Here is a 13553-nt window from a genome sequence, read left to right as displayed (position 1 = left end):
CAGGGTCAAGGGTGTGCTTCGCGCACCCTGCCACCCCATCCCGGCACCGGCTGCATGACCAGCACCAGCCCGGAAAATCCCAGCACCAGATAACTGAATACCTGCCAGCGCTGCGCATCCGGCCAGCCGACACGCACAGCGACATACATCGCGCACGCGTACAACGCCATCAACAGCACCTGCCCGCGAAAATCCCGCCATAGACTGGCAAGGCCCTCGGCCTGTACCAGCACCAAAGCCTGAAAGATCACGCACAGAGCGGCGAATCCCACCACCAGCACTTCGAAAGCACTGGCCACTTCATCGATCAACAGCGGCGCCAGACCGATCCGGCCCAGCGCCGGCTGCAAACCGACATGAATCAACCATAGGCCACCGACCCAAAGCATCTGGGTCAGTTGCCAAAGCATGGCGCCCGCATGCAGCGGGCGCCTTCTTTCAGATGTGACGAACTTCGACAATCTCGTACTCGATCACGCCGCTTGGCGTTTTGACGGCGACAACGTCACCCTCTTCCTTGCCAATCAAGGCGCGGGCCAGCGGCGAACCGACGGAGATCTTGCCGAGTTTGAAGTCAGCCTCATCCTCACCCACGATGTGGTAAGTGACGCTTTCATCAGTCTCGACGTTGGCGATCTCGACGGTGGTACCGAAAATCACTTTACCGGTGTGAGGAATGGTCGTGACGTCGATGATGACCTGATTCTGAATCCGGCCCTCGATATCACGAATACGCGCTTCGACCATGCCTTGCTGTTCGCGGGCAGCATGGTATTCAGCGTTTTCCTTCAAGTCACCCAACTCGCGGGCCGTACCGATGTCCTGGCTGAGCTTCGGACGGACGACCTTGGTCAGGTGAGCATGCTCCTCTTCCAGGGCACGAGCGCCCTGAACAGTCATTGGGTACTTGGTTATGCTCATGCCTTCAATCCTGCGTGTAGATCCTGCAAGCGGCGCACGGTCTTTTCCGGACCGAACTTCAGCGCTTCGCAGATCGCTTCGCCCGCAGCAATAGTGGTGGTGCAGTAGATCTTGTGCTGCAGGGCGTTGCGACGAATGGAGTACGAATCGGCGATCGACTGACGACCCTCGGTGGTGTTGATGATCAGCGTGACTTCGTCATTCTTGATCATGTCGACCACGTGCGGACGACCCTCGGTCACCTTGTTCACGCGGCGCACTTTCAGGCCTGCGGCTTCGATCAGCTTGGCAGTGCCGGCAGTGGCGACCACTTCGAAGCCCAAGTTGATCAGATCACGGGCCACGCCTGCAACCAGTGGCTTGTCGTCATCGCGCACGCTGATGAACGCGGTACCGCCGGTCGGCAGAACTTCGCTGGCACCCATCTGCGCCTTGGCGAATGCTTCGCCGAAGGTATCGCCGACACCCATCACTTCACCGGTCGACTTCATCTCTGGGCCGAGGATCGGGTCAACGCCAGGGAACTTGGCGAACGGGAACACCGCTTCTTTAACGCTGTAGAAGTTCGGGATGATTTCTTTGGTGAAGCCGATTTCCTTCAGGGTCTTACCGGCCATCACGCGCGCAGCGATCATGGCCAGGGAAACACCGATGCACTTGGAAACGAACGGCACGGTACGCGAGGCGCGCGGGTTGACTTCGATGACGTAGATGTCTTCGCCCTGCAAAGCCAATTGCACGTTCATCAGGCCGACAACACCCAGCTCCAGGGCCATTTTCTTGACCTGTTCGCGCATCTCGTCCTGGATGTGCGCTGGCAGCGAGTACGGCGGCAGCGAGCACGCGGAGTCACCGGAGTGAACGCCCGCCTGTTCGATGTGCTGCATGATCGCGCCGATCACTACATCTTTGCCGTCGCAGACCGCATCCACGTCCATTTCGATGGCGCAGTTGAGGAAGTGGTCGAGCAGCACCGGGCTGTCGTTGGACACTTGCACCGCGTCACGCAGATAGCGCTTGAGTTCGTCTTCCTTGTATACGATTTCCATCGCACGGCCGCCCAACACGTAGGACGGGCGCACCACCAGCGGATAACCGATCTTCGCCGCAGCACGAACGGCTTCATCTTCGCTGCGCACAGTGGCGTTTGGCGGCTGACGCAGGTTCAGGCGCTCGACCATTTGCTGGAAGCGCTCGCGATCTTCGGCGCGGTCGATCGCGTCAGGGCTAGTGCCGATGATCGGCACGCCAGCAGCTTCCAGAGCACGAGCCAGTTTCAGCGGAGTCTGGCCGCCGTACTGGACGATCACGCCTTTCGGCTTCTCGACGCGGCAGATTTCCAGTACGTCTTCCAGGGTTACCGGCTCGAAGTACAGACGGTCGGAAGTGTCGTAGTCGGTGGAAACGGTTTCCGGGTTGCAGTTGACCATGATGGTTTCGTAGCCGTCTTCGCGCAGGGCGAGAGCAGCGTGAACGCAGCAGTAGTCGAACTCGATGCCTTGGCCGATACGGTTCGGACCGCCGCCCAGAATCATGATCTTGTCGCGACCCGACGGCGCGGCCTCGCACTCTTCCTCGTAGGTCGAGTACAGGTAAGCGGTGTCGGTAGCGAACTCGGCGGCGCAGGTGTCAACGCGCTTGTAGACCGGGAACACTTCCAGCTTCTGACGATGCGTACGCAGGTTTTTCTCGGTGACGCCCAGCAGTTTCGCCAGACGCTGATCGGAGAAGCCTTTGCGCTTGAGCTTGAACATCAGGTCGCGGTCGATCGAGGACAGACCGAGGGTCTTGACCTTCTCTTCGTCCTTGATCAGGTCTTCGATCTGCACCAGGAACCACGGGTCGATCATATTCATGCCGAAGATGTCTTCGACCGACAGACCGGCGCGGAAGGCGTCAGCCACGTACCAGATACGCTCGGCGCCCGGCACGGTCAGTTCGCGCTTGAGCACGCTCATGCTGTCCGGGTTGCTCAGATCGAGCTTCTCGTCCAGACCGCAAACGCCGACTTCCAGACCGCGCAGGGCTTTCTGCAGGGATTCCTGGAAGGTCCGGCCGATGGCCATGACTTCGCCAACCGACTTCATTTGCGTGGTCAGGCGCGCGTCAGCCTTGGCGAACTTCTCGAAGGCGAAGCGTGGCAGCTTGGTGACGACGTAGTCGATCGACGGTTCGAAGGACGCCGGGGTCTTGCCGCCGGTGATGTCGTTCGACAGCTCATCAAGGGTGTAACCCACAGCCAGTTTGGCCGCGACCTTGGCAATCGGGAAACCGGTGGCTTTCGAAGCCAGTGCCGAGGAGCGCGAAACACGCGGGTTCATTTCGATCACGACCATACGGCCAGTGTTCGGGCAGATACCGAACTGCACGTTGGAACCGCCGGTCTCGACGCCGATCTCGCGCAGTACCGCCAGCGAGGCGTTACGCAGGATCTGGTATTCCTTGTCGGTCAGGGTTTGTGCTGGAGCAACGGTGATCGAGTCACCGGTGTGCACGCCCATCGGGTCGAAGTTTTCGATCGAGCAGACGATGATGCAGTTGTCCTTTTTGTCGCGGACAACTTCCATCTCATATTCTTTCCAGCCGATCAGCGATTCGTCGATCAGCAGCTCTTTGGTCGGCGAAAGGTCCAGACCACGGGCGCAGATTTCTTCGAACTCTTCACGGTTGTAAGCGATACCGCCACCGGTGCCGCCCATGGTGAAGGACGGACGGATGATGCACGGGAAACCGAGGGTTTCGAGGACCGCGTTGGCTTCTTCCATGCTGTGGGCGATGCCGGAACGCGGGCACGCCAGGCCGATGGATTTCATCGCCTTGTCGAAACGCGAACGGTCTTCAGCCTTGTCGATGGTGTCGGCGTTGGCACCGATCATCTCTACGCCGAACTTCTCGAGAACGCCTTCGCGCTCCAGGTCCAGGGCGCAGTTCAGAGCGGTCTGGCCGCCCATGGTTGGCAGCACGGCGTCCGGACGCTCTTTTTCGATGATCTTGGCCACGGTCTGCCACTTGATCGGTTCGATGTAGGTGGCGTCGGCCATGTCCGGGTCGGTCATGATGGTGGCCGGGTTGGAGTTCACCAGGATGACGCGGTAACCCTCTTCGCGCAGGGCCTTGCAGGCCTGGGCGCCGGAGTAGTCGAATTCGCAGGCCTGGCCGATCACGATCGGGCCAGCGCCGAGAATCAGGATGCTTTTAATGTCTGTACGTTTTGGCATGGTTTGTCACTCAAATCCGCAGGTCAGTCGGCAAGCCGTCTTGATCGATTTCTGAAGTCCCGAAGGGGCCGCCGGAACCGGGGCCGCCCTCGAGGGCTTCTCTCTACAGTCTCAAGGCGAACGCTTAGCGTCGCTTGGCCATCTCGTTGATGAAGCGGTCGAACAGTGGCGCGACATCGTTCGGGCCAGGGCTCGCTTCAGGGTGACCCTGGAAGCTGAACGCGCTCTTGTCGGTGCGCTCGATGCCTTGCAGGGTGCCGTCGAACAGCGATTTGTGGATCGCGCGCACGTTGGCTGGCAGGGTGGCTTCGTCTACCGCAAAACCGTGGTTCTGGCTGGTGATCATCACCACGCCTGTATCCAGATCCTGCACCGGGTGGTTGGCACCGTGGTGGCCGTGGCCCATTTTCAGGGTCTTGGCGCCGGAGGCCAGAGCCAGCAACTGGTGACCGAGGCAGATGCCGAATACCGGCGTCTCGGTTTCCAGCACTTCCTTGATCGCCTGGATCGCGTAGTCGCATGGCTCCGGATCACCAGGGCCGTTGGACAGGAACACGCCGTCCGGCTTCAGCGCCAGCACATCGGCGGCTGGAGTCTGCGCCGGCACCACGGTGACGCGGCAGCCGCGCTCGACCAGCATGCGCAGGATGTTGACCTTGACGCCGTAGTCGTAGGCGACCACGTGGTATGGCAGTTCGGAGGCTTCGATGGTCGCGTGGCTGTCGGTTTTCAGATCCCAGACAGTCGAGCGCCATTCGTACTGGGTCTTGGTGCTGACGACTTTCGCCAGGTCCATGCCCTTCAGGCCCGGGAAGCCTTGCGCAGCGGCGATGGCTGCTTCTTCGGAGATGTTGTCGCCGGCCATGATGCAGCCGTTCTGAGCGCCTTTTTCACGCAGGATGCGGGTCAGGCGACGGGTGTCGATACCGGCGATTGCCACTACATTGTTGGCTTTCAGGTAATCAGACAGGGACATCGTGTTGCGCCAGTTGCTCGCTACCAGCGGCAGGTCACGGATGACCAGGCCAGCGGACCAGACGCGGTCGGACTCGGCGTCTTCCGGCGTGGTGCCGGTGTTGCCGATGTGCGGGTAAGTCAGGGTAACGATCTGCTGGGCGTAGGAAGGATCGGTAAGGATTTCCTGATAGCCGGTCATTGCGGTGTTGAACACCACCTCACCAACGGTCTGACCGTCGGCTCCAATGGCTTCGCCGCGAAAAATGCTGCCATCAGCAAGGGCGAGTATGGCTGGCTTAGTCAAGAAGACCTCCCGTAAATAACGCATGAAAGGGCAATCGCAGGTTGTAAAAAAGCGGAGTGACGTATGGACACGTCACCCCGCTTCTTCACTGAAATTATTCTGCGCGCTTTTAGTGGACACACTAAAGCTGTAGCTTACAGAAAAGGGCGTTTTTGGTCCACCGCTAAAGAGCCTTAAAGGCCGGAGAATGCGACAGGTCGTCGCCAAGCGGTAAAAACCGGCGCAAAACGGGACGTTTGCGCCGGGTTCAGCAACGACTCAACGCAGGTCGAGCACGTCTTGCATGTCGTACAGGCCCGGCTCGCGACCATCCAGCCACAGCGCCGCACGCACCGCGCCCTTGGCGAAGGTCATGCGGCTCGATGCCTTGTGGGTAATCTCGACGCGCTCGCCATCGGCAGCGAACAGCACGGTGTGATCACCGACGATATCGCCAGCGCGCACGGTGGCGAAACCAATGGTTTCACGCTCCCGCGCACCAGTCTGGCCCTCGCGACCGTAGACCGCGACCTTCTTCAGATCACGCCCCAAGGCATCGGCAATCACTTCACCCATGCGCACCGCGGTACCGGAGGGAGCATCGACCTTGTGGCGGTGATGGGCCTCCATGATCTCGATATCGACATCGTCGCCCAGCACGCGCGCAGCGGTGTCGAGCAACTTCAGGCACAGGTTGACGCCGACGCTGAAGTTGGCGGCGAAGACGATCGGAATGTCCTTGCCCGCATCGGCCAGCAATTGCTTCTCTTCAACACTGAAACCGGTGGTGCCGATGATCATCGCTTTGCCGTGCTTGCGGCAGAACGCGAGATTCTTCAGGGTCACGGTCGGGTGAGTGAAGTCGATCAACACATCGAACTCTTCAACCACACGATCCAGATCACCGGACAGCGGCACGCCTATACGGCCCAGCGCTGCCAGCTCACCGGCATCCGCGCCGACCAGCGTGCTGTCGGGACGATCGACCGCCGCCGTCAGACCGGCGCCCGGCGTCTGCTGCACCGCTTCAATCAGGGTCTTGCCCATGCGCCCGGCGGCGCCCATCACTGCAATACGTCGCATGCCGACTCCTTACAAATCGCCGAAGAAACGCTTCACACCGTCGAACCAACCGGTGGTTTTCGGCGAGTGGCTGTTGTCGTCGGCCAGGGAGCTGCGGAATTCTTCCAGCAGTTCACGCTGACGACGGTTGAGGTTGACCGGCGTTTCCACAGCGACACGGCACATCAGGTCGCCGGCACCGCCGCCACGCACTGGCGCAACGCCCTTGCCGCGTACGCGGAATTGCTTGCCGGTCTGCGTGCCTTCAGGGATTTTCAGTTTGACGCGACCGTCGAGGGTCGGAATCTCCAACTCGCCGCCCAGTGCAGCGTCGACGAAGCTGATCGGCACTTCGCAGAACAGATGCTTGCCGTCACGCTGGAAGATGTCGTGTTCGCGCACATTGATCACAACGTACAGGTCGCCAGTCGGCCCGCCCTGGGTACCCGCCTCGCCTTCGCCGGACAGACGAATGCGGTCGCCAGTATCAACACCGGCAGGCACTTTGACCGACAGGGTTTTGTACTCTTCGACACGACCGTCGCCGTGGCAGGAGTCGCACGGATCGGAAATGATCTTGCCCTGGCCATGGCAGCGCGGGCAGGTCTGCTGCACCGAGAAGAAGCCCTGCTGCATGCGCACCTGGCCGATTCCGCCGCAGGTCGGGCACGTCGTCGGCGACGAGCCTTTCTTGGCCCCCGAACCATCGCACGGCTTGCAGTTGACCAGTGTCGGAACGCGGATATTCACCGACGTGCCGCGCACCGCTTCTTCCAGATTCAGTTCCAGGGTGTAGCGCAGATCGCTGCCACGCTGAGCGCCGCCACGGGCACCGCCGCGACCGCCACCGAAGAAATCACTGAAGACATCGCCGAAGATGTCCGAGAAGTTCTGGCCACCGAAACCGGCACCGCCGCCACCCATGCTCGGATCGACGCCGGCATGACCATACTGGTCGTATGCCGCGCGCTTGCTGGCGTCGGACAACACTTCATAGGCCTCGTTGGCCTCTTTGAATGCTTCTTCCGAAGCTTTGTCGCCGGGATTACGGTCGGGGTGGTGCTTCATGGCCAGGCGGCGATAGGCCTTCTTCAGGTCCGCTTCGCTCGTGCCCCGCTCGACACCCAATACTTCGTAATAGTCACGCTTTGCCATAAGTTCTTTGCACTCTTAAGGACGTTCGGCAAACCCCTCCTGAGCCTCGCCAAACTCGTTGAGCCCCCATTAAGGCCCGGACCCAACTCACGTCAATTCAACGATCCTGGTCTTGATTGATGCGGTATCTGCGGCGCGAAAAGCAGGAGCATTTTCAGCCATACCACCAACACGCGAGCGTTGTCGCATGCTGTAAAAATTCACGTATTCCAGATACGCCAACGCGGGAGGCAAGCTCCCGCGCGGCGACATCCTACCAGTCACCGCCGCAAGGCAGTCAACCGGGCGACCAACAACTTACTTGTGGTCTTTGACTTCTTCGAACTCGGCGTCGACAACGTCGTCAGCCTTCTCAGCCGATTCGCCTTGCGGGGCTGCGCCATCAGCTGGCTGAGCCTGTTCGGCGTACATCTTCTGAGCAACCGGAGCGGAGACTTTCGACAGCTCTTCAACCTTGGCTTCGATGGCAGCCTTGTCGTCGCCTTTGACGGCGGCTTCCAGCGCAACCACTGCAGCTTCGATTGCAGTCTTCTCTTCAGCGGTGACCTTGTCGCCTGCGTCAGCGACCATCTTGCGAGTCGAGTGCACCAGTGCGTCACCCTGGTTACGGGCAGCAGCCAGTTCTTCGAACTTGCGGTCTTCCTCGGCATTCGCCTCGGCGTCACGCACCATGCGCTCGATTTCTTCGTCGGACAGACCGGAGTTGGCCTTGATCACGATCGACTGGGTCTTGCCGGTAGCCTTGTCTTTCGCGCCGACGTGCAGGATGCCGTTGGCGTCGATGTCGAAGGTCACTTCGATCTGCGGCACGCCACGTGGAGCTGGTGGAATGTCGGCCAGGTCGAACTTGCCCAGCGATTTGTTCTGTGCAGCTTGCTTGCGCTCGCCCTGCAGAACGTGAATGGTCACAGCACCCTGGTTGTCGTCGGCAGTCGAGAACACTTGCGATTTCTTGGTAGGAATCGTGGTGTTTTTCTCGATCAGCGCGGTCATCACGCCACCCATGGTTTCGATACCCAGGGTCAGCGGGCTGACGTCGAGCAGCAGCACGTCTTTAACGTCACCGGCCAGAACAGCGCCCTGAATCGCAGCACCCATGGCAACGGCTTCGTCCGGGTTGACGTCTTTACGCGCTTCTTTACCGAAGAAATCGGTAACCAGCTTCTGCACCAGCGGCATACGAGTCTGACCACCGACCAGAATCACGTCGTTGATCGCGCTGACGTCGATACCGGCGTCTTTCATGGCAATGCGGCAAGGTTCGATGGTGCGCTGAACCAGGTCTTCAACCAGTGCTTCGAGCTTGGCACGGGAGATTTTCACGTTCAGGTGCTTAGGACCGGTCGCGTCTGCAGTGATGTACGGCAGGTTGACGTCGGTCGACTGAGCGGACGACAGCTCGATCTTGGCTTTCTCAGCGGCTTCTTTCAGGCGCTGCATGGCCAGCGGGTCACCTTTGAGGTTCATGCCGCTTTCTTTCTTGAATTCGTCAACGAGGTAGTCGATCAGACGAATGTCGAAGTCTTCACCGCCGAGGAAAGTGTCACCGTTGGTGGCCAACACTTCGAACTGGTGCTCACCGTCAACTTCAGCGATTTCGATAACAGAAACGTCGAAAGTACCGCCACCCAGGTCATAAACGATCACGGTGTGATCGCCCTTGGCCTTGTCCATACCGTAAGCCAGAGCGGCTGCGGTTGGTTCGTTGATGATGCGTTTTACGTCCAGACCAGCGATGCGACCGGCGTCTTTGGTGGCTTGACGCTGGCTGTCGTTGAAGTAGGCCGGAACGGTGATCACCGCTTCGGTCACTGCCTCGCCGAGGTAGTCTTCGGCGGTCTTCTTCATCTTCTTCAGAATTTCAGCCGAGATCTGTGGCGGTGCCATTTTCTGGCCGTTCACTTCTACCCAGGCGTCGTTGTTGTCAGCCTTGACGATCTTGTAAGGGACCATCTGGATGTCTTTCTGCACAACTTCTTCGTCGAAACGACGACCGATCAGACGCTTTACTGCGTACAGGGTGTTGTGCGGGTTGGTTACAGCCTGACGCTTGGCCGACTGACCTACCAGGATTTCGCCATCGTTGGCGTAAGCGATGATCGACGGCGTAGTACGCGCGCCTTCAGCGTTTTCAATAACTTTGGCTTTGCCGTTTTCCAGCACGGAGACGCAGGAGTTGGTAGTCCCCAGGTCGATACCGATAATTTTGCCCATGTTCACTCTCCCGAAACTTTGGATTTTGTTGCCGCAGCAGTGGTGGCTGACTGCGGTAGCACTTAAACGCTTGACTTCTAAATGGGGGCCTTGCGGCTAATTTCAAGCCTGCTCGTCAATCGAAGGCGAAACCGGTGCCGGCGCCTTGCTGACCACGACCATCGCCGGGCGCAGCAGGCGACCATTGAGCTGGTAGCCCTTCTGGAAAACCTTCAACACGCTATTCGGCTCGACGTCGGCACTTTCCTGCATGGCCATCGCCTGATGGTGAACGGCGTTGAACGGTTCGCCATGCGGATCGATCGCTTCAAGCTGGTAGCGCTTGAGGGTGTCGTGGAACATTTTCAGGGTCAGCTCGATGCCTTCGCGCATCGGGCGGATGCTTTCGTCGTCCGGGCTCGACAGCTCGAGGCCGCGCTCCAGGCTGTCGACGATCGGCAGCAGGTCGCTGGCAAATTTTTCCAAGGCAAACTTGTGCGCCTTCTCGACGTCCTGCTCGGCACGGCGGCGAACGTTCTGCAGATCGGCAGCAACACGCAGAGACTGATCCTGCGCGGCGGCCAATTGCTCTTCGAGCACTTGCACACGGGTCGCCAGGTCGTCACCCGAACCTTCGGGCGCCTGATTGGCATCTGGGTTTTGCGTATCTACTGTCTGTTCGTCAGCCATAGAATTCTCCTTTCAATTTCGTCCGCGAGCCTGACTCGCGCTTCTGCCCCGATATATGGGGCCGCAAAATCAGGCTTCAAGGGCTGAAAACAATTGTCCCTACAAAAAAGTGCTGAATACTCATTCTTGAACGCGCTAAGAAAACTCTCTGATCAAGCAAATCGAGCTAAGGGCGGGCATTGTCAGGCCTGAACAAAACACTGTATAAATAACCAGACCTCAAGCCTGGGAGCTGCCTTTATGCTGGTGCACCTGTCCGTACACAACTACGCCATCGTTGAACATCTCGATCTCGAACTTGATCGCGGGATGAGCGTGATCACAGGGGAAACCGGCGCCGGCAAGTCGATCATGCTCGATGCCCTGGGCCTCACCCTGGGTGATCGCGCCGACAGCGGCGTGGTTCGCCCGGGCGCTGATAAAGCCGACATTCTCGCCACCTTCGATCTCGCTGATATCCCTGAAGCCAGCGCCTGGCTGGCCGAGCGCGATCTGGAAAACGACGGGCCGTGCATCCTGCGCCGGGTCATCACCTCGGAAGGTCGTTCGCGCGGTTATATCAACGGCACGCCCTGCCCGCTTGGCGACCTCAAAGCCCTCGGCGAGCTGCTGATCGATATCCACAGCCAGCATGAACATCAATCGCTGCTGAAAACTGATACTCATCGCCGCCTGCTCGACGAGTACGCCGGCGCCACCGACCTGGCGCGTCAGGTGCAGCTTGCCGCGCAACGCTGGCGTCAGACCCGCCAGGAACTGGAGCGGCTGTCCAACTCCGGCGACGAACAACGCGCACGTCATCAGTTGCTCAGCTATCAGCTTGAGGAATTGGAGAACCTCGGCCTCGGCGAAAATGAACTGGAGCAACTGGAGCAGGAACACAAGAACCTGACCAACGCCGAAACCTTGCTGGGCATTTGCCGGCAAGTGGTCGAGCAGTGCAGTGAAAGTGATTCAGGGAATGTCCTGAATGCACTGACCGCCAGCCTCAATCGTCTGTCCAGTGTGAACAGCTCGGTGGGGGCGCTGGGTGAAGCCAGCAGCCTGCTGACCAGCGCACAGATTCAGGTAGAAGAAGCGGTCGGCGAGCTCAACCGCTTCCTCGACAACTTTGATGCCGACCCGGCTCGCCTGCAATACCTGGAAGAGCGCCTCGACGCGATCTACACCCTGGCGCGCAAACACCGGATTCAACCGACCGAAGTCGGCGAGATGCAGCAAAAGCTGCTCGATGAAATCGAAACCCTCAACGCCAACGATGAATCCATCGAACGCCTGGGTGAAGAACTGGCGTCCTACGCCCGCCACTACCAAGAGAAAGCCCGCGAGCTGAGCGACCTTCGTCATCAAGCTGCCGGTAGCCTCGCCAGTGCAGTGGAGCAGGAAATCCAGCGCCTGGGCATGCCCGGCGGCCGCTTTACCATCGAACTGAAAGCCAACAGCAGCGATGAGTTGCTGCCGAACGGGCTGGAACAGGTCGAACTGCTGGTCAGCGCCAACCCCGGCCAACCGCTCAAGGCACTGGCAAAAGTCGCCTCCGGTGGTGAGCTGTCGCGGATCAGTCTGGCGATTCAGGTCATTACCGCCCAGACCTCCCGCGTGCCGACGCTGGTGTTCGACGAAGTGGACGTAGGTATTGGCGGTCCGACTGCCGAGATTGTCGGCCAGTTACTGCGCCGTCTGGGTGATCGCGGCCAGGTCCTGACCGTGACGCACTTGCCGCAAGTGGCGGCGCAAGGGCATCAGCATCTGTTCGTGCACAAGGTCCGCGACGAGAAGGCGACTCACACCGCTGTCGCGAAGCTGACAAAGAACGAGCGTATCGAAGAAGTCGCGCGCATGCTCGGCGGTATCGATCTGACCAAGGAATCCCTGGCTCACGCGAAAAAAATGGTGGTGACCGCCAAGGCATAACAAATAGTAGAAAGCACGAAGGCGACCCTTGGGTCGCCTTCGTTCGTTTCGCGAATGTGAAATTCGCGCGACATGCTTACTTTTTCTTGCGTACGTACAGCACCAGGTTGTGATCAACCATCTCGAAGCCATGCTTCTCGACGATCGATTTCTGAAGTTTTTCGATTTCTTCGTCGAAGAATTCGATCACTTCACCCGATTCCACGTTGACCATATGGTCGTGGTGGCCACCGTCAGCCAGTTCGAAGACCGCGTGGCCGCCGTCGAAGTTGTGGCGGACCACGAGGCCGGCCGCTTCGAACTGGGTCAGAACACGGTAAACCGTGGCCAGACCAACGTCCTCACCAGCTTCCATCAACGCCTTGTAGACGTCCTCGGCACTCATGTGGCGCTGCTCGGTAGAGTCGAGCATTTGCAGGATCTTGACCCGTGGCAGGGTCACTTTGAGGCCGGCTTTGCGTAGTTCGCTATTTTCAACCATGGTCAGCTTTCTCGCGATGCTGCTTCGCAGCTTCTCTTAATGCGGGTATGATCGGCGTTTACGTTGTCCCAGCCAAGATAGTGGAAGTCGCCCACCGATGCAAAACACCAAGCTCTTGCTAACCAGTTTCACCTTTGTGGGACTGCTCGCACTCGCCGGTTGTTCATTCCCCGGGGTTTACAAAATCGACATCCAGCAGGGCAATGTCGTCACGCAGGACATGATAGACCAGTTACGCCCGGGAATGACCCGGCCGCAAGTACGGTTTATCATGGGCAACCCTCTGCTTGCCGACACGTTCCATGCCGATCGCTGGGATTATCTGTACAGCCTGCAACCGGGTGGCGGTGAACGCCAGCAGGAACGAATCAGCGTTATCTTCAACTCCAACGACCAGCTTGTCAGCCTGTCCGGTGACTTCATGCCCGGCGTGAGCCGTGATGAAGCCATTCTCGGCAAGGACAGCGGTACTACCGTGACCGCGCCTGCTGAAAACGCCGACAAGCCAGAAGCTGAAAAGCCAGCCAAACCAGGCTCCTTGCTGGATCAGATCCAGAAGGACGTCGATGGTGTAGAAACCGTACCGGTTCCGACACCAGAGCCGCTGGACACCTCGCCGCAGTAATAGGCGAGGCAATAAAAAACCCGGACATTCCGGGTTTTTTATTGCCTGCCGTTT

11 protein-coding genes are annotated in these 13553 nt (G+C 59.3%); 2 read left to right on the top strand and 9 right to left on the bottom strand.

The features are described from left to right. Positions 1-5: 5 nt before the first annotated feature. The 8 genes from NF676_RS04440 to grpE form a co-directional block, all read right to left on the bottom strand. Positions 6-410, bottom strand: a complete 405-nt coding sequence (locus NF676_RS04440) for an MFS transporter (RefSeq protein ID WP_150636055.1) — start codon at positions 408-410, stop codon at positions 6-8. Positions 411-438: 28 nt separating this feature from the next. Further along, complete coding sequence (gene greA, locus NF676_RS04435; protein WP_038861135.1) at positions 439-915, bottom strand: transcription elongation factor GreA; 477 nt, start codon at positions 913-915, stop codon at positions 439-441. Positions 916-917: 2 nt separating this feature from the next. Continuing rightward, positions 918-4139, bottom strand: a complete 3222-nt coding sequence (gene carB, locus NF676_RS04430; RefSeq protein WP_016771764.1) for a carbamoyl-phosphate synthase large subunit — start codon at positions 4137-4139, stop codon at positions 918-920. Between the two features lie 124 nt (positions 4140-4263). Next, positions 4264-5400, bottom strand: a complete 1137-nt coding sequence (gene carA / locus NF676_RS04425) for a glutamine-hydrolyzing carbamoyl-phosphate synthase small subunit (protein ID WP_016771765.1) — start codon at positions 5398-5400, stop codon at positions 4264-4266. 258 nt (positions 5401-5658) lie between these two features. Then, positions 5659-6462, bottom strand: coding sequence for a 4-hydroxy-tetrahydrodipicolinate reductase (dapB, locus tag NF676_RS04420; RefSeq protein ID WP_041477928.1), 804 nt, complete (start codon positions 6460-6462; stop codon positions 5659-5661). 9 nt (positions 6463-6471) lie between these two features. Further along, complete coding sequence (gene dnaJ, locus NF676_RS04415; protein ID WP_016771767.1) at positions 6472-7596, bottom strand: molecular chaperone DnaJ; 1125 nt, start codon at positions 7594-7596, stop codon at positions 6472-6474. 297 nt (positions 7597-7893) lie between these two features. Then, positions 7894-9810: a molecular chaperone DnaK gene (gene dnaK, locus NF676_RS04410; protein WP_024011565.1), complete on the bottom strand. Its 1917-nt coding sequence runs from the start codon at positions 9808-9810 to the stop codon at positions 7894-7896. 102 nt (positions 9811-9912) lie between these two features. Continuing rightward, on the bottom strand, positions 9913-10479 hold the full coding sequence (grpE, locus tag NF676_RS04405; RefSeq protein WP_039759570.1) for a nucleotide exchange factor GrpE: 567 nt from the start codon (positions 10477-10479) through the stop codon (positions 9913-9915). A gap of 240 nt (positions 10480-10719) precedes the next feature. Between grpE and recN the strand changes: the two genes are divergently transcribed. Further along, positions 10720-12393, top strand: a complete 1674-nt coding sequence (recN, locus tag NF676_RS04400; RefSeq protein WP_016771769.1) for a DNA repair protein RecN — start codon at positions 10720-10722, stop codon at positions 12391-12393. Positions 12394-12469: 76 nt separating this feature from the next. On the opposite strand, the gene fur is transcribed toward recN, so the two are convergent. Beyond that, positions 12470-12874, bottom strand: coding sequence for a ferric iron uptake transcriptional regulator (gene fur, locus NF676_RS04395; RefSeq protein ID WP_016771770.1), 405 nt, complete (start codon positions 12872-12874; stop codon positions 12470-12472). 97 nt (positions 12875-12971) lie between these two features. On the opposite strand from fur, the gene NF676_RS04390 reads away from it, so the two are divergent. After that, positions 12972-13499, top strand: a complete 528-nt coding sequence (locus tag NF676_RS04390; protein WP_016771771.1) for an outer membrane protein assembly factor BamE — start codon at positions 12972-12974, stop codon at positions 13497-13499. Positions 13500-13553 lie beyond the last annotated feature (54 nt).

The sequence above is a fragment of the Pseudomonas siliginis genome (assembly GCF_024072275.1).
GTDB lineage: Bacteria > Pseudomonadota > Gammaproteobacteria > Pseudomonadales > Pseudomonadaceae > Aquipseudomonas > Aquipseudomonas siliginis.
The sequence above is the reverse complement of the archived record's forward strand: the minus strand, read 5'-3'. Positions and strand labels throughout refer to the sequence as shown.

Excerpts from the sequence above, each read along its gene's own strand:
- dnaK (WP_024011565.1), bottom strand. The coding sequence starts at position 9,810 with ATGGGCAAAATTATCGGTATCGACCTGGGGACTACCAACTCCTGCGTC.
- NF676_RS04390 (WP_016771771.1), top strand. The coding sequence starts at position 12,972 with ATGCAAAACACCAAGCTCTTGCTAACCAGTTTCACCTTTGTGGGACTG.
- fur (WP_016771770.1), bottom strand. The coding sequence starts at position 12,874 with ATGGTTGAAAATAGCGAACTACGCAAAGCCGGCCTCAAAGTGACCCTG.
- dnaJ (WP_016771767.1), bottom strand. The coding sequence starts at position 7,596 with ATGGCAAAGCGTGACTATTACGAAGTATTGGGTGTCGAGCGGGGCACG.
- grpE (WP_039759570.1), bottom strand. The coding sequence starts at position 10,479 with ATGGCTGACGAACAGACAGTAGATACGCAAAACCCAGATGCCAATCAG.
- dapB (WP_041477928.1), bottom strand. The coding sequence starts at position 6,462 with ATGCGACGTATTGCAGTGATGGGCGCCGCCGGGCGCATGGGCAAGACC.
- NF676_RS04440 (WP_150636055.1), bottom strand. The coding sequence starts at position 410 with ATGCTTTGGCAACTGACCCAGATGCTTTGGGTCGGTGGCCTATGGTTG.
- carB (WP_016771764.1), bottom strand. The coding sequence starts at position 4,139 with ATGCCAAAACGTACAGACATTAAAAGCATCCTGATTCTCGGCGCTGGC.
- recN (WP_016771769.1), top strand. The coding sequence starts at position 10,720 with ATGCTGGTGCACCTGTCCGTACACAACTACGCCATCGTTGAACATCTC.